14 protein-coding genes are annotated in these 16,170 nt (G+C 44.5%); 12 read left to right on the forward strand and 2 right to left on the reverse strand.

Annotated elements, in window-relative coordinates; translation table 11 throughout:
• Positions 1 to 10 precede the first annotated feature (10 nt).
• Positions 11 to 1,024, forward strand: a complete 1,014-nt coding sequence (gene ansA, locus QWZ04_RS09330; protein ID WP_290327252.1) for an asparaginase — start codon at positions 11 to 13, stop codon at positions 1,022 to 1,024.
• A 105-nt stretch (positions 1,025 to 1,129) separates the two neighbouring features.
• On the opposite strand, the gene QWZ04_RS09335 is transcribed toward ansA, so the two are convergent.
• The gene (locus tag QWZ04_RS09335) at positions 1,130 to 1,411 is read right to left on the reverse strand and encodes a YeaC family protein (protein WP_290327254.1); all 282 of its coding nucleotides are present in this window, start codon (positions 1,409 to 1,411) and stop codon (positions 1,130 to 1,132) included.
• 111 nt (positions 1,412 to 1,522) lie between these two features.
• Here QWZ04_RS09335 and QWZ04_RS09340 point away from each other — a divergent pair, with 111 nt between their 5' ends.
• Complete coding sequence (locus QWZ04_RS09340) at positions 1,523 to 2,338, forward strand: DUF2989 domain-containing protein (RefSeq protein WP_290327256.1); 816 nt, start codon at positions 1,523 to 1,525, stop codon at positions 2,336 to 2,338.
• Between the two features lie 74 nt (positions 2,339 to 2,412).
• Here the strand turns inward: QWZ04_RS09340 and msrB are convergent, their stop codons facing one another.
• Entirely contained in the window at positions 2,413 to 2,808 is a 396-nt protein-coding gene (gene msrB / locus QWZ04_RS09345; RefSeq protein WP_435433598.1) for a peptide-methionine (R)-S-oxide reductase MsrB, read from the reverse strand.
• Positions 2,809 to 3,144: 336 nt separating this feature from the next.
• Here msrB and gap point away from each other — a divergent pair, with 336 nt between their 5' ends.
• The 10 genes from gap to fhuB all read left to right on the forward strand — a co-directional run bounded on the left by gap (position 3,145) and on the right by fhuB (position 16,112).
• Positions 3,145 to 4,140: a type I glyceraldehyde-3-phosphate dehydrogenase gene (gap, locus tag QWZ04_RS09350; RefSeq protein ID WP_102522630.1), complete on the forward strand. Its 996-nt coding sequence runs from the start codon at positions 3,145 to 3,147 to the stop codon at positions 4,138 to 4,140.
• Between the two features lie 88 nt (positions 4,141 to 4,228).
• The gene (locus QWZ04_RS09355; RefSeq protein ID WP_290327258.1) at positions 4,229 to 5,113 is read left to right on the forward strand and encodes a D-hexose-6-phosphate mutarotase; all 885 of its coding nucleotides are present in this window, start codon (positions 4,229 to 4,231) and stop codon (positions 5,111 to 5,113) included.
• Positions 5,114 to 5,417: 304 nt separating this feature from the next.
• Positions 5,418 to 7,454, forward strand: a complete 2,037-nt coding sequence (locus QWZ04_RS09360) for a methyl-accepting chemotaxis protein (protein WP_290327260.1) — start codon at positions 5,418 to 5,420, stop codon at positions 7,452 to 7,454.
• Positions 7,455 to 7,598: 144 nt separating this feature from the next.
• Complete coding sequence (rlmA, locus tag QWZ04_RS09365; protein ID WP_290327262.1) at positions 7,599 to 8,417, forward strand: 23S rRNA (guanine(745)-N(1))-methyltransferase; 819 nt, start codon at positions 7,599 to 7,601, stop codon at positions 8,415 to 8,417.
• Positions 8,418 to 8,494: 77 nt separating this feature from the next.
• The gene (locus QWZ04_RS09370; protein WP_290327264.1) at positions 8,495 to 9,397 is read left to right on the forward strand and encodes an AraC family transcriptional regulator; all 903 of its coding nucleotides are present in this window, start codon (positions 8,495 to 8,497) and stop codon (positions 9,395 to 9,397) included.
• A 140-nt stretch (positions 9,398 to 9,537) separates the two neighbouring features.
• Positions 9,538 to 11,661, forward strand: a complete 2,124-nt coding sequence (locus QWZ04_RS09375; protein WP_290327266.1) for a TonB-dependent siderophore receptor — start codon at positions 9,538 to 9,540, stop codon at positions 11,659 to 11,661.
• A 75-nt stretch (positions 11,662 to 11,736) separates the two neighbouring features.
• Positions 11,737 to 12,480 (forward strand): siderophore ferric iron reductase, encoded by a 744-nt coding sequence (locus QWZ04_RS09380; RefSeq protein WP_290327268.1) that lies wholly within the window; start codon positions 11,737 to 11,739, stop codon positions 12,478 to 12,480.
• On the forward strand, positions 12,458 to 13,225 hold the full coding sequence (locus QWZ04_RS09385) for an ABC transporter ATP-binding protein (RefSeq protein WP_290327270.1): 768 nt from the start codon (positions 12,458 to 12,460) through the stop codon (positions 13,223 to 13,225). Before QWZ04_RS09380 ends, QWZ04_RS09385 begins: the two co-directional genes overlap by 23 nt.
• On the forward strand, positions 13,219 to 14,139 hold the full coding sequence (locus tag QWZ04_RS09390) for an iron-siderophore ABC transporter substrate-binding protein (protein WP_290327272.1): 921 nt from the start codon (positions 13,219 to 13,221) through the stop codon (positions 14,137 to 14,139). The genes QWZ04_RS09385 and QWZ04_RS09390 overlap by 7 nt, the downstream gene beginning before the upstream one ends.
• Positions 14,139 to 16,112 carry a Fe(3+)-hydroxamate ABC transporter permease FhuB gene (fhuB, locus tag QWZ04_RS09395; protein ID WP_290327274.1) on the forward strand — a complete coding sequence of 658 codons (1,974 nt, stop codon included), beginning with the start codon at positions 14,139 to 14,141 and terminating at the stop codon, positions 16,110 to 16,112. The genes QWZ04_RS09390 and fhuB overlap by 1 nt, the downstream gene beginning before the upstream one ends.
• The last annotated feature ends 58 nt before the right edge of the window (positions 16,113 to 16,170 follow it).

Here is a 16,170-nt window from a genome sequence, read left to right on the forward strand (position 1 = left end):
CATTAAAGTCATGTCTAAAAAGCACATCTATATCGCGTACACTGGCGGCACAATTGGTATGCGAAAATCCGATCACGGATACGTTCCAATTGCTGGTTTTATGGAAAAGCAGTTGCAACGTATGCCAGAGTTCCATCGCCCTGAAATGCCAGATTACACGATCCATGAATATGAACCGCTGATCGACTCTTCAGACATGACCCCAATGGATTGGCAGCAAATCGCCGATGACATTCGTGACAATTACGAAAAGTACGACGGCTTCGTGATTCTTCACGGTACGGACACCATGGCCTATACCGCGTCTGCGTTGTCGTTCATGCTGGAAAACTTAGGTAAACCTGTCATTGTTACCGGTTCTCAGATTCCCCTTGCGGAGCTACGGTCTGACGGCCAAGCCAATTTACTGAATGCGTTGCACATTGCGGCTAACTTCCCAATAAACGAAGTGACGTTATTTTTCAATAATCAGCTCATCCGTGGTAACCGCAGCACTAAGTCTCACGCCGATGGTTTTAATGCATTTACGTCACCTAATATTCCCGCTTTGCTTGAAGCTGGTATCAATATTCAAGTTAGTAGTCATGCTACGGTAGATGAAAAACCTGAAGGTGAATTCAAAGTACACAACATCACACCGCAGCCTATTGGTGTGATCACCATGTATCCGGGCATTTCCCATGAAGTGATCCGCAATACGTTACTACAACCAGTAAACGCTATGATCTTACTGACATTCGGTGTTGGGAACGCACCTCAAAACGCTGAATTGTTAGGCCATTTAAAAGACGCGTCTGAACGTGGCGTGATTGTAGTGAACTTAACTCAATGTTTAGCAGGTAAAGTTAACATGGGTGGTTACGCGACGGGGTGTGCACTGGAAGAAGCTGGGGTGATCAGCGGTTACGATATGACACCTGAAGCCGCATTAGCAAAATTGCATTACCTACTTAGCCAAAACCTAGGCTACGAAGAAGTGAAAGCACAAATGCAAAAAGTACTGCGTGGAGAAATGAGCCTGTAACATAAGCATAAGTCACAGGTTTAAGAACAAGATCCGCACTACAGGTTATAGGTAGCCCCTGTAACCTGTAACCTGTAACCTGTAACCTGTAACCTGTAACCAAGTCTACTCTTCGATTTTCACTCTTGCGATGTCTTCTGCGCCATCGACAAATTGCCTTTTTAGCTCAGACTTCGACTTAAACTCAATCTCACCACCCGCAGCGACACTCATGTGCTCTGGCTTATGATTATGCTTAGATTGGTACAGCATTACCGCTTGCATACAAGAAGCGCGTTGCTCTTGCGCTAGTGGCGTTCCATCTGGCCACTTTCCGGTTTCAACCGCATAGCTTAATCGTTCGTATATCTCAGGCGTCATCGACGCAATAAGTTGCTCTACATTCACTTTCTGTCCTATTAATAAGTAAATGAGTTTGGTTTACGAGCATATCCAGTTAGTATTTCTGGTCAAGTATATGCATTTGAATTAGCGCTTTAGATCACAAGCGGAACTCCCATGACAAACAAACAACTTTTTTTACTCATCAGCTCAGCTTTTATTCTTTCAGGCTGCCTTGAAGGTCGCAAGAATACAGACCAATTGTGCCAAGACAACGCACCATTACGTTGTGAGAAACTGAACATGAGGGACGGCCAGTGTCGTATACCTCGAACAGACTTAATCTGGCACCGCTTCGATGTACTAAGAAACAATAGTATTGAAAAACGAATCAAAGAATACGACATTCTGCACGAATATCAGCAGTGCCTTGAGCTCGCGGCCCAGATTCAGCCAATCGACCAAGGTAACTTAAAAGAACGCCGTTTTAACGCCTTAATGCATACCTATGACGAGCAAGAGCGCGTCATCAATGAACTTGCAATGAGCAAGGACCCCAAAGCATTTTACTTTCGTTGGATACACGGAGACGAAGACGCCAAGCGATCATTTTTACAGCTAGAGGGGTCTGGGCAGCTACAAACAGCAGAATTGCAATACGCGTTAGCCACATATTATGTGAACAGAGATCGGCTCAAGACACTATCATTACTGGATAATGCCCTCCGGTTAACCAAAGAAGACGAGTTAAACACTGACGTTATTAAATCTCTTGCTAGCACCAACCAGGCCGTTGGTCGTTATGAACACGCCTATATTTGGGCAATGGTAGGCAAAGAATTTAACCTACCGATTACGTCTGAACGAAATTTGCAGAGATTGTATTCATTTGATGATGACAAAAGAGCCAAACTCAATGATATCGCCGATAACATAGCAAGCGACATTAAAGACGGTGAGTATAATTCTTCTTTGTTGCCGCCCATCGCGTAAGTTGGTTAAGTTTACCGACAAAAAGTTGCAATAAAATGAAAGTAAATTTCAATTGCGAGGTAATTTACTTCGCTTTAACTTTCATTGTTGAAAACTAACGACACTGAGTTAACACAAAATCTCTCCCCTGTCGTCTTAGGACCATCAGGAAATACGTGGCCTAAGTGGCTATCACATTGCGCGCAGCGTATCTCCGTTCGATTCATACCGTGAGACGTGTCACTAATATAGTTAATTGCAGAATCATTGATCGGAGCATCAAAACTTGGCCAACCACAGCCAGAATCGTATTTATTACTAGAATGAAATAAAATCGAACCACAACACACGCACTGATAGTCGCCTGTTTGATGGTTATGCAACAGCTTCCCAGAAAATGGTGCTTCAGTCCCACCTTGACGACACACAATAAACTCCTTACCATTCAGCGAGTTACGCCACTCATCATCTGTTTTTACTACCTTTTCCACCGTTACCTCTCTCTTCAGAAAACGAATTTTGAACACTATTTACACAAAATTTCAAACTAAGCCTTGCTTATCAATGCGTTTGTAGCACATACTTTCAAACCAAAATATGACGAGTCCTCCATTTTTTACTTTTTGTAGTTGACTCATTCATCAATAAGATGAATTTAGACAAAAAAGTGTAAAAAATGAACATTTGCAACGATATGTTAAAAAAAGCCACGCTTTTTTTTGACTTTAGACAAGTTAAACGAGATTATCGCTTGCAGAAACTTACTGGGTTTTGTAATTTTACTACCAGTTATCTTTATTCAGAAATTAAGTTGTGGAGCAACTATAATGACTATCAAAGTAGGTATTAACGGTTTTGGCCGTATCGGTCGTTTCGTATTTCGTGCAGCACAAGAACGCGCTGACATCGAAGTTGTAGGTATTAACGACCTTATCGACGTAGAGTACATGGCATACATGCTTAAGTACGACTCAACTCACGGCCGTTTCAACGGTACTGTTGAAGTTGAAGGCGGTAACCTAATCGTTAACGGTAAAACTGTACGTGTAACTGCAGAGCGTAACCCTGAAGATCTTAAGTGGGATGCTATCGAAGTAGACGTAGTTGCTGAAGCAACTGGTCTTTTCCTAACTGACGAGACTGCACGTAAGCACATCACTGCTGGTGCTAAGAAAGTTGTTCTTACTGGTCCATCGAAAGACGCAACTCCAATGATCGTTATGGGTGTTAACCAAGACACTTACGCTGGTGAAGATGTTGTTTCTAACGCTTCTTGTACTACTAACTGTCTAGCGCCTGTTGCTAAAGTTCTTAACGACAAGTTCGGTATCGAGTCTGGTCTTATGACTACAGTACACGCTACTACAGCAACTCAAAAGACTGTTGATGGCCCTTCTGCTAAAGACTGGCGCGGTGGCCGTGGTGCTTCTCAAAACATCATCCCATCTTCAACTGGTGCTGCTAAAGCTGTAGGCGTTGTTCTTCCTGAACTAAACGGCCTTCTAACTGGTATGGCTTTCCGTGTACCAACTGCTAACGTTTCTGTTGTTGACCTTACTGTTAACCTGAAAACTGCTGCATCTTACGAAGCAATCTGTGCTGCTATGAAAGAAGCATCTGAAGGCGAGCTTAAAGGTGTTCTAGGTTACACTGAAGACCAAGTAGTATCACAAGATTTCATCGGTGAAGTTCAAACTTCAGTATTCGATGCTAAAGCTGGTGTTGCTCTAACTGACAAATTCGTTAAAGTTGTATCTTGGTACGACAACGAAATCGGTTACTCAAACAAAGTTCTTGACCTAATCGCTCACATCTCTAAGTAAGCATTAGTTAAAGACTTTCTTTGAAGAAAGATTGAAAAAGGCGACCATTGTGTCGCCTTTTTGTTTATCTAAAATCTAGGAATCTGAAATGGACTTACACACACTTCCAGCGTTAACCGTGCTATCAGACAACGTCACTATTGTTGAGCAAGATGGCGTAAAAATCGTTCGAGTCATCCATGAAAAAGCCACTGCGAGCATAGCCCTTCACGGTGGCCACGTCGTCTCTTTCAAACCATCAGGCCAAGATGACCTTATTTGGATGAGCGAGCAAGCTAACTTTAATGGTGTGGCGGCGTTACGTGGTGGGATCCCTGTTTGCTGGCCTTGGTTTGGTCGCATTGCGGCACCAGCTCATGGCTTTGCGCGTACCAGCGAATGGTCATTAGTGGAGCATCGTGAGAATGAAGATGGCGTAATCATAAGTTTAGGCTTGCAAGACACGGCCGACACCCATGCTGTTTGGCCACACAAGTTTCAAGCACGCCTGAATGTCGAGATATCCGATACCCTTAAAGTGACACTTGATGTTGTCAACACAGGTGACGCACCGTGGGCATTTTCTGGGGCTCTGCATACCTACCTAAACGTAGGTGATATCGAGCAGACGACGACTCGAGGTATGGGGCCTGAGTTCATCGACGGCCTACAAGATGCTAAAATATGCCAGGGCGGTGAAACGCTAGAGCTTACCGATACAATTGACCGTGTTTACACTCAGCCTGAATCCGTCATTTCTATTCAAGATAATGCTCTATCTCGCGAAATTTCTGTTACTAATGAAGGCCACAACTCAGCCGTGTTATGGAATCCATGGGCAGAAGGTGCTCAAGACATGGGCGACATGCAAGATGATGGCTATAAAACCATGTTATGTGTTGAGTCTACTCTTCACGCAGCTAGCATCGAAGATGGAAAAACACTGCAACCGGGTGAAAGCCACCAGCTGATCACCACGATTTCAGCAAAGTAATACTGCGATCACCTCTGAATCGTTGATTAAAACTATGCAGCTTTTTTAGCTGCATTTTCATTTTGATTATTTGTAACCGAGCCTTTCACCACACCTAATCCATGCCGAACTCCACGAACAATTTCCTTAGCTTGAAATTTATTCGCTTCTTTCGCTTTCTTATATGAGTAGACCAATATAACTATTGATTGATTTGTTATTTATGATCAATAGATACTGTTATATTGATATATAGTATGCATTATAACAATAAGCACCATCCCATACTCATTCGCGAAAACCGTTAAGGCAGGGTTATAAATAAATGTTAAAAACTTATAAAAATCAAAGTGTTGGATTCCAGCTTAAGTTGGTAATTTTACTATGCTTGCTCGTGGCTTTTAGCTCAGTCGCTACTTTAGTATACCGAAATGCTTCACAAGTACTTCTCGACAACACACTGAAAGAGCACCAATCTAAAGTTGAAGCAATGGCTCAAACCATTGCCGGTCAATTTGACGCTTATCTGCACACAGCGAAGGTCTTAGAGTCGACCTTCCGTAACGGCTATTTAGCTGGCATATACGTTGAAGATTACGAAGTTGAATTTAACGGACACCATATTGCCAACATGACGCAATATGGTGAGAGCCTAATAAATGACACAAAGTTAGTCGATAGTTTTACCCGTGATACTGGTGCGGTAGCCACTCTCTTTGCCCCTTTTGGGGACGATTTCATTCGAGTGTCAACGTCACTTAAAAACTCATCCGGTACACGCGTTGTCGGATCTAGTCTCGGTAAAGACCATCCGGGATATCAAGCCATAAAATCCGGGAAACCATACTACGCTCAAGTAAAACTATTTGGTCAACGTTACATTACTTATTACTCTCCGTTAATGAGCTCTGAAGGTAAAGTCAATGGCATCTCATTCATTGGTCTACCCGTAGAAAATGCCACGCAGAATCTATTTGAATCATTGGGTTCTGTCTCTTGGGGCGATACTGGCTACACCATCATTGTCGACAATCAACAGGACAACCTAGGTAAGTACCTGTTGCACCCGACCCACAAAGAAGACGATGCTTCTATCGTAGAAGTCTCTGATTACGACGGTAACAAACCTTTTTATCAAATTTTCGAACAGCCTTCTGGTTTGATCCGCTACCCATACGAGTACAAGCAAACGGTTGGAGAAAAATATCTTGTTTACACCGAAGTACCCGGTTGGAATTGGAAACTACTAGGTGGTACGTTCATCGGAGAAGTAACAAAAGGCAGTGATGCTTTGTTGCAACTTATCGCGATCATCGCAACGTTAGTGGCCGCGGCAACCATTGTAGTACTGACTGTATTCCTAAACAGAACGCTCCAGCCTCTCACGGCGCTAAACGGTTACATGCGCCGTTTAGGCAAAGGTGAAGTAAGCCTAGATATTCCAAATAGCGGTAAACAAACCAAAAACGAAATCGGCAACTTAAGCAACGGTGTAGCCATAATGGCAACACAACTTAATACACTCGTTGGAGAGATTCGAAACACGAGTGATCAAGTGCAGAGCAACTCTCACAGCGTATCTCAAGATGCCAGCCACAACTTAACTCAGTCTGACCGTCAACAAGATCAAGTTGAGCAAGTCGTTACAGCGATTGAAGAAATGGCTACCTCTGCCGGGTCTGTTGCCCAACAGGTCGGAAGCATTGCAGAAAATGTTCGCCTTGCGAATGATGACAGCCAGCAAGGGCTGGATGTTGTAGAAGGCGTCTGTATTGATGTGGCACAGTTGAACGACCAATTGGATATGTCAGCTGCGGCAATCGAACAAGTGAATAACGACAGTGGCAGTATCCAAACCGTTACCAAAATGATCGATGATATTGCAGAACAAACCAATTTACTTGCACTAAACGCAGCAATCGAAGCCGCACGTGCCGGTGAACAAGGTCGCGGTTTTGCCGTCGTTGCTGATGAAGTCAGAACACTGGCTCACCGCACACAAACATCAGTTAAAGACGTTGTGACCATTATTGCTAAACTACAAGCATCAACAGATAATGCAGTGAGTTTAATGAACCAAAGCCAAACCAATGCCAATCAAGTACTTGATAAAGCACAGGAAGCCGGCACAGCTTTGGAATCCATTGCCTCTCAAGTTCAATCAATCGCAGCGCAGGCCGAAACCATCGCAGCGACTTCGGAGGAACAAGCTCAGGTATCACAAGAAATCGCGGCTAACGCCCACGCCATCAGTGACCTGAATCAAGAAAGTAGAGCCACCAGCGCGCAAACATCCAAAAGTGCTGACGAACTACAAAACCAAGCGGAATCTCTGAAAAATCAAGTCGATTTCTTTAGCTAATTCGTTTCCTCTTTAGGTTCTATCTATAGGGTCAAATGCCTATTTGGCCCTATCCGCCTCTGTTAACTCGCACGTCTTCAGAAGCTAGCGAACGTCTTAGCTTCCTGTTAAACTCTGCCGCTAAATTTCTATCCCGAGATCGTGATGACTTATCAATGCCCTTTATGCCACCTTTCATTGTCGCAACATGACCGCATGTTCAAATGTGAGAACAATCATCAATTTGATGTTGCTAAAGAAGGGTACGTCAATTTGGTGCCAGCTCATCACAAACGTTCTAAGAATCCGGGTGATAATAAAGAGATGATCCAAGCTCGTCGTCGTTTCCTAGACGGTGGGTACTACCAACCTATGCGTGATGCTGTAGCTGCGATATGTGGCGATCATCTATTAGGCAGCCAATATCAATTATTAGATATTGGCTGTGGTGAAGGCTATTACACTCAAGAAGTTGCTCGCCATTTATCTAGCCTGTCAGGTGACGCACGTACTTACGGCCTAGACATTTCAAAAGTCGCTGTGCGTTTCGCAGCAAAGCGCTACTCAAATTGTGAGTTCACCGTCGCTTCTAGCCATCGTCTACCGTTCGAAGACGCAAGCCTAGATGCCGTATTACGGATTTATGCGCCGTGTAAAGCAGATGAATTGAACCGTTGTGTGAAAAGTGGCGGCATCGTTGTCACCGTGACGCCAGCGGGTCGTCATTTATATCAACTTCGTGAGCGCATTTACCCTGATGTGCGCATGCATGACGAAACCCCTGAAAATATCGAAGGTTTCCAATTAGCACACCAAGAAAAGCTAAATTACACCATGCCACTTAAAGGTGGCGATGCGTTTGATTTACTTCAAATGACACCGTTTGCTTGGAAAGCCAGTGATGAGTTACGCCAAGAACTCCAATCTTGCGCCAATTTCGACTGTGAAGCAGACTTCGTGATCAGAGTGTACAAAAAAGCATAACCTGAGTTCTAAAGCATACGGTCAAATTTTGTTCACAACGTGTTACCATGAGAAAAAGCACTTCATACTGACTGACCATGAACCATTCTTCCGATCCGAGCCTAACCAGAATCGACAAGATCTTATCTTATATTCATAGCAATATAGATAAGCCTCTTTCGTTGGATATCTTGGCCAAGCAGAGTTGCTGGTCTCGCTGGCAACTGCAACGAGTGTTTCATACTAAAACCGGTGTGAGTGTTGCTCAATATGTGCGTGAACTTAAGCTTAGCCTCGCAGCCGAAAAAGTGCTTTCAGGTAACGAGCGCATCGTTGATTTAGCATTGGCTTTTGGTTTCAATTCAGAAATCAGCTTTAGCCGCGCCTTTAAACAGTACTTTGGTTTAAGCCCGCGAGATTATAAAAAGATTGGTAAACTCAACGGGATAAGAAAACCGCTCACAAGACCAGATTCATTCTCTTTACCCACTGACTCTGATTTGGGCTTTTGCCAAATTAGATTAGAGCACAGAGACGCCTTTAAGTTAGTCGGATTACACGACACCATTTATGGGCCTTTTTCCAGTGCCCCTGACTTCAGTTCTAAAGTTCCTGAGATCTGGCATGCTTTACTCCAATACGCCCCACAGCACACTGCTGTCTATCCTCAATATGGGGTCATCGATACCACTCATTGCGTATTAGGAGACGAAGGCTTAGTCTACTGGGCGTCTATCGGAGACGATAAAGTAGATCCGTCTCTAGCGGAACGACTCTCTACTCTAACCATCCCACAGCAAACTTACGCAGTGTTACCGGTATACGGCCCAATTAGCAACCTCGCTAACCTAGTTGAGTGGTTTATGCTTTACTGGCTACCCAACTCTGAATATCAAGGTGTCGATGGGTATGAGCTAGAGGTTTATGACACTAGGTTCTCAATAGATTCTACCCCTTCCTACATGGAATACTGGTTACCGATTCAAAAGCGTACTATCTAGCCAATTATCAGTAAAACATGCACCAAATTGTTAATTTTTCCTAGGCAGAAAACTATATCATCCCGAAATGATAACAATTATCATTGGTGTTAAGGTTTTAACCTGAGCATACAGTGTCTAAAGTTTTAGCAGAGGTAAAAATGAACCACACTCTACAATCGCATGCTATGCGTTATTCCCTTGTCGCATTAGCTGTCGCATCCACTTTCAGCATGCCCGTTTTCGCCGAAGATGAGCCGCAGCATGAAACAATACAGGTGCTCGGAAAAACCTACCGAAATACCGCGACTAAAACTTCGCTAGAGCCACTTGAAACTCCTCAAGGTCTTACCATCATCGAGGGCGAGCAACTGGAGCAACGCGCTGTTAAATCTTTAAATCAAGCTCTACGCTATGCTCCTGGTGTCATCACAGAGAACAAAGGTGGCTCAGTCACCATGTATGATACGTTCACAATCAGGGGCTTTAGCTCACCGAATAGTTACTACGATGGCCTTGCGTTACCAAGTTTACCAGGGTGGAACTTACAGCCTCAAATCGATCCAATAGCGATGGAGAGAATTGAGATATTTAAAGGGCCAACCTCAGTTCTTTACGGTGCTATGCCTCCCGGCGGTATGGTCAATATGATCGCCAAAGCACCACAATTAACGCAAAAAACCAGCGTTAATGTTGCAACTGGAACAGGAAATCTACTCGAAGCATCGATAGATACAACCGGTGCCATTGGCGACAACATGGCATACCGCATTATTGCGCTTGGTCGTAAAAAAGATGGACAAGTGGATTACACAACTGAAGAGCGCTATGTATTTGCCCCTTCTTTGGATTGGTACGTTTCAGACAAAACGTTTGTGAACTTCAATTTGTATTATCAGAATGACCCCTCGATGGGCATGAACTCGGCACTACCGTCATCAGGAATGATCACCGATAACCCCAACGGTCAGATCTCTCGTAACACCTACGCAGGTGACAAGAACTGGAGTACTTTTAAGAGAGAATATTTACTTGCTGGGTATAAAGTTAATCATGAGTTCAACAATAGCTGGTCATTCTTGCAAAATTTCCGCTACATGGATTCAAAGCTGTATCAAGAAAACAGTTACCACACTTCCGCTAATTGGGATGCATCGACAGGCAACCTGACACGTAACTTCTACAGCACAGATGAGAAATCTAAAAGCTATTCAGTAGACAACCAACTTCCAGGCTTAGTGTCCACAGACAGTGCCGATCACTACTTACTGTTTGGTCTGGACTACCAAGACCTAACGGGTTCATCTAATTACCAAGAGTATTCTGGTGGAACTGGCGTTCATACCATTAACCTCTTCAACCCAAACAACAATTTGGTCAATCGCGACAAAATGAATTCGGTTTACGACAGTACAACTGATATCAGCGCGAAACAGTTGGGCCTTTATGCACAAGACCAAATCACATTCGATAAGCTTATCGTGGTTGCTGGTGGTCGTTTTGATGACTATAAAAGTAAGTCTGGCGCGACATCAGAAGCCAATCACCACGCATTCTCTTATCGTGTAGGTGGCATCTACCAACTAGACAATGGGTTTTCACCTTTTGCTAACTATGCCACTAGCTTCGAACCAAAAGCGGGCTTAGACAAAGATGGCAACGCATTTAAACCCGAAATTGGCGCTCAAGTCGAAGCGGGTGTGAAATATCAATCTTATGATGACACTAAAACCGCGACGATTTCAGCCTACCACATCACCAAAAGTGACATGGTCGTTTCTGACGGTTCGGGCAACTTTCAAAATATGGTTCAAATTGGCGAGGTACGCTCACAAGGTATTGAGCTAGATGGAAACCTAGCATTGAATGAGAATCTTAATCTCTCGGCGAGCTATACCTACACGGATATGGAAATCACCAAAGACGGTGACTCTTCCATGATCGGAAAAACACCTATCTATGTTCCGGAGCACACCGCTACATTATGGAGTAACTATTCATTCAATACTGGCTCATTTGATGGTGCTCGCATTGGTGGCGGAGTGAGATATGTTGGTGAAATGCAAATGGACGCCGCTAATACCGCCAAGGTTCCAGGGTACACATTGGTCGACTTATCTGTAGGTTATGACTTAGGCAAAGTGAACAGCTCATTGAATGGCGCTTCTGCCAATCTTATCGCTAACAACCTCTTCAATACTGAATACTACACCTGTTACGATTCAGCTAACTGCTGGTATGGGCAAGAACAGACTATTGAACTTAACGTGAAATTCGATTTGTAAATCGGCTGAAATTACCCCAAGGGATAGGCGAAGCGTTGCTTATCCCTTTTATGCGATGAAGACCCTGAGACAATAATGAACGACGACCACCCAGAATTTCATGACCAGTTATTCCAAGCTTGCCTGCAAGTTTCGCCCTATTTAGTCGGCTCTATCGGTAAACCAAACGATGCCAACCTACAAGGAGGTAAAGACAACGCCGCCTTTTTTTCAGAGCTTTATCAGAATATTGCAGAATCTTCCCCAGAGGCAGGGCACAGCTATTGGCTTTCTCGCACTTGGGATGTCTCGGTTTGGCAGCCTGTTTATATTGCTTTTATTAGTGTTTACGGTTTTCATACTGCGCCAAATTTCACTCAGTTCTCGCAACAACGAAACGGAGACTACGTCGCCGGGTTCCATTTTTTCAATCACGAGCACCAACACGCTAGCATTCCAGACTTAATTACTATTGTCGGTAAACAGTTGGCTCATCTACTTGAAGATTACAGGCACCAAATAGACACGCTGTCTCGCTGTCGCCCTGGGTTTGTTCGCCATTTACTGGTCGATCTCATCATTAGTTGCTGCATTCGTGCCTCCAAAATCATATCAAACTTTACACAACAACAAATTAAGCAACACGCCCAATTATGGCTAACGGCGTTGGATCTGCCGACTGAAAGAATCGACGCGATATACCAGCAAGAGCAGGACACTTACTACCAGAGAAAATCGTGTTGCTTAGTTTATAAAACCAAAAGTGGTCAGCTATGCGCAGACTGTCCCCGTCACTACAAAAATAAAGAACAGATGCATGTATCAATTGTCGCAAACTAAAGTCATTCGGGACCAACGAACCATACTCGATATCGATCAGTTAACGATTGACCCTCATGGCTTTACCGTCGTCTTAGGTCATAACGGCTCGGGAAAATCGACTCTGGTCAATCTTCTTGCTAACGAATTTGCGCCAGAGCAAGGCTCGGTCCAATTGAACGGTAAAGCTCTTTCTCAGTATTCCCACAAAGCGCTGGCAAAAGAAGTTGCGCTTTTGCCACAAACATTGCCTGAAGTGGATGGGCTCAATGTAGAAGAAGTCGTTCGACTAGGCCGTTTTCCGTGGCGAGGGGTCTTTGGCCAATGGAAAGAACACGATCACGAAATTGTAAAACAAGCGCTGCATGACACGGGCATTGAGCAATACAAAAATCACCTCACCTCGAGCCTATCAGGGGGAGAGCGCCAACGAGCTTGGATCGCAATGTTGCTGGCTCAACAATCCCAGTTTTTAATCCTAGACGAACCGACATCAGCGTTGGATGTGCAGCATCAATACCAAGTACTGCAGCTACTTAAAACACTGAACCAAGAAACCGGCAAAGGCATTTTGGTGATCTTGCACGATCTCAACTTAGCATTGCGCTTTTCGACCCATGTCGTCGCGCTGCATAGTGGCCAGGTACTGTTCCAAGGAGAAAGTGACCTATTGCTCGATGAGCAGCGGCTTTCATCCTTATACTCGACCCAAATCAAACTTATTGACCACCCAACTCATCACCATAAGGTAGCCGTTGTATGTTAACTCGATTTTTGTCATTCATTGCATTAACGAGCTTCACGCTGACTTGCTTTGCTCAAATTCAAGTTAACGACAGCTTAGGTTCGCATCATTTAGACAAGCCCGCTGTGCGCGTTGCTGCTCTGAATTGGGACATAGCGGAACAACTGCTTGAGTTAGACGTAACCCCCATCGCCATACCGGATATTAACGGCTACCGTGAGTGGGTTGTTAAACCCGCTATCCCTAATTCAGTTCATGATATCGGCACCCGAATGGAACCAAATTTATCAGAACTGGCAAAACTAAACCCCGACCTTATTATTATCGCAGGCCCCCAACAACCGCTGATAGAAAAGCTTGAGAAAATTGCGCCCGTGCTGGTCTATGAAACGTATAAAACCGACCACAACAACATTGAAAAGTCGATTGAACACTTTCAGTCGATCGCCGTTGCCGTAGGAAAAGAGCAACGTGCTCAAGAAAAGTTAGACCAAATGCATCACCGACTGGATGAACTCAAATCAGAACTTGCTGAGATTTACCCAAATGAAAAACCAAAAATTTCAGTTTTTCGCTTTGCTAGTACCACCACCATTTACCTTTATGGCGACAATTCCAGCACTATGTATGCTCTTAACAAATTGGGATTCGAAGCCGCGATCCCTATGCCTGCTAGCCAATGGGGTGTCACCCAAAAACGCGTCAAAGACTTGTACCAAATTGGTGATGGCCTAGCCCTTTACTTCAAACCTTTCCACCAAGAAAAAGAACTGCAAAGCTCAGTAATGTGGCAAGCGATGCCGTTTGTGAAAAATAACAAGGTAGCGGCTGTCGAACCCGCTTGGAACTACGGAGGAGCAATGTCTTTGCTTTATGTAGCCGAAGTTTTATCAGACAGCCTAAAAGCCATGGCTCAAAAGGGTGATATTCAGTAATGCTGTTTCGTTATTCTTGCGTATTTGGCGGCATTGCTCTGTTGCTGAGCATTGCCATCACAACAGGCAGTAGCTTACCCCCTAGCCAGCAATGGGTTGTATTGATTGATTTCATGACGACGCCAGTATTTGAACCGCAAAGTTTTGAACAAATTCTATTTGTTGAAGCGCAACTGCCTAGGCTGGCTATCTCAATTTGTATTGGTGCGGTATTAGGATTGGTGGGCAGCTTATTACAACAGCTGACTCAGAATCCGATGGTTTCCCCGCTAACACTTGGCACAACTTCTGGCGCTTGGCTCGCTCTCGTGGCTGCAGGTGTCTGGGCGCCCTCTTTCGCTGCGCAATATGGCTCGCTCATCCCTTTTGTGGGTGCCCTTGTTAGCTTGACGTTGGTTGTGCTGATCGTCGGTTTCAAGAACCTGTCAGGCTTACCCGTTATTTTGGCGGGTATGTCAGTCAATATCTTGTTTGGTGCCTTAGCCACCAGCATTATCTTACTTAACGATCAGTTTGCTCGTGATCTGTTTATTTGGGGGGCTGGAGACTTAGCTCAAAACGGTTGGCAATCTGTAACACAACTCTTGCCCCACTTACTAATTGCACTCCCGATTATTCTTTTCGCGCCGCGAGTATTAGCTCTGCTTCGTTTAGGACATAACACAGCAAAAGCCCGTGGACTTAGCCTCGTTCCGGCATTTTTACTGTTGTTCGTTGCTGCATTATGGCTATTATCTGCGGCAATCTCTCATGTTGGTGTTATCAGTTTTATCGGGCTTATCGCTCCGAATATCGCTCGTTCTTTAGGTGCTCGCACACCCTCCGCCGAATTACGATTAAGCGCGCTTATGGGAGCCGTATTGCTATTAGCCACCGACACTTTGGCTCAAAACCTAAGTTTCGTTTCTATAAATATTATTCCAACAGGCACCGCAACCGCGCTTATCGGAGCACCAATTTTAATATGGCTAGTAAGAAAGCGATTAACTGCGAATGATCAACTCAGCCTGAAGTTACCTGCAAGCCAAATGAATTTTAGCGTTAACACTCTAGGTATCATGGTCGGCTTTGTCGCGATGGCTATGGTTCTTCACTTATTTGTTGCTGGTGATACTTGGCGCTTTGCCATGCCTGACGCTTTTAACTGGGCGCAACGCTGGCCTAGGCTACTCACGGCACTCAGTGCAGGGTTTGGGTTAGCCATTGCGGGGACAGTATTACAACGAATTATTTATAACCCATTAGCCAGCCCAGATATTCTCGGTGTCTCTTCAGGGGCCAGCTTATTTTTAGTGATTGGCTTTTTAATCTATGGCACCAATTCAAATGTCTTTTCAATGGGGCTTGCGTTTACGGGCAGTTTAGCGGTACTTATTGCGCTGTTATGGCTGGTAAAACGCAACAATTATGCGCCATCCATTGTGATATTAACGGGCATCTCACTGTCAGCTTTGGTCGACTCCTTGATCCAGTTAGTACTGGCACAGGGTAACGAAACCTCTTATATGTTACTCACTTGGCTTTCCGGCTCGACCTATAGAGTATCCGGCGACAGTGCGTTATTTCTGTGTGCCTGCGTGCTCATTTTGTCTTGCTTGATCCTTGGGTTACATCGATGGCTAACGCTTATATCCGGAGGCAGGCGTTTTGCATCTTCAAGAGGACTCAACGTACCACTTTCTTTCGCATTACTATTGGTACTTTCTGCCTTACTAACCGCACTCGTCACCGCAACAATGGGACCCGTTGCCTTTGTTGGCCTGCTTGCACCTCATATTGCAGTCATGATTGGAGCAAGAAAATCCCATCAACAATTAATCGTCGCTGGTTTAGCAGGTTCTGCGTTACTCGCCTTTGCAGATTGGGCTGGGCAAGTCGCCATTTATCCAAGCCAAATTGCCGCAGGAACCTTAGTCTCTGTCATCGGTGGTGTTTACTTCTTAATGCTGTTGCTAAGAGCTCGGCAACACTAATAATAACGTCGTTACAAATAACGCCCTTTGAGAACTGGGCATCATACTTGCTTAACTA

Source organism: Vibrio tapetis subsp. quintayensis, from assembly GCF_030409945.1.
GTDB lineage: Bacteria > Pseudomonadota > Gammaproteobacteria > Enterobacterales > Vibrionaceae > Vibrio > Vibrio quintayensis.

Excerpts from the sequence above, each read along its gene's own strand:
- QWZ04_RS09355 (WP_290327258.1), top strand. The coding sequence starts at position 4,229 with ATGGACTTACACACACTTCCAGCGTTAACCGTGCTATCAGACAACGTC.
- rlmA (WP_290327262.1), top strand. The coding sequence starts at position 7,599 with ATGACTTATCAATGCCCTTTATGCCACCTTTCATTGTCGCAACATGAC.
- ansA (WP_290327252.1), top strand. The coding sequence starts at position 11 with ATGTCTAAAAAGCACATCTATATCGCGTACACTGGCGGCACAATTGGT.
- QWZ04_RS09340 (WP_290327256.1), top strand. The coding sequence starts at position 1,523 with ATGACAAACAAACAACTTTTTTTACTCATCAGCTCAGCTTTTATTCTT.
- QWZ04_RS09380 (WP_290327268.1), top strand. The coding sequence starts at position 11,737 with ATGAACGACGACCACCCAGAATTTCATGACCAGTTATTCCAAGCTTGC.
- QWZ04_RS09390 (WP_290327272.1), top strand. The coding sequence starts at position 13,219 with ATGTTAACTCGATTTTTGTCATTCATTGCATTAACGAGCTTCACGCTG.
- gap (WP_102522630.1), top strand. The coding sequence starts at position 3,145 with ATGACTATCAAAGTAGGTATTAACGGTTTTGGCCGTATCGGTCGTTTC.
- QWZ04_RS09370 (WP_290327264.1), top strand. The coding sequence starts at position 8,495 with ATGAACCATTCTTCCGATCCGAGCCTAACCAGAATCGACAAGATCTTA.
- fhuB (WP_290327274.1), top strand. The coding sequence starts at position 14,139 with ATGCTGTTTCGTTATTCTTGCGTATTTGGCGGCATTGCTCTGTTGCTG.
- QWZ04_RS09360 (WP_290327260.1), top strand. The coding sequence starts at position 5,418 with ATGTTAAAAACTTATAAAAATCAAAGTGTTGGATTCCAGCTTAAGTTG.
- QWZ04_RS09385 (WP_290327270.1), top strand. The coding sequence starts at position 12,458 with ATGTATCAATTGTCGCAAACTAAAGTCATTCGGGACCAACGAACCATA.
- QWZ04_RS09375 (WP_290327266.1), top strand. The coding sequence starts at position 9,538 with ATGAACCACACTCTACAATCGCATGCTATGCGTTATTCCCTTGTCGCA.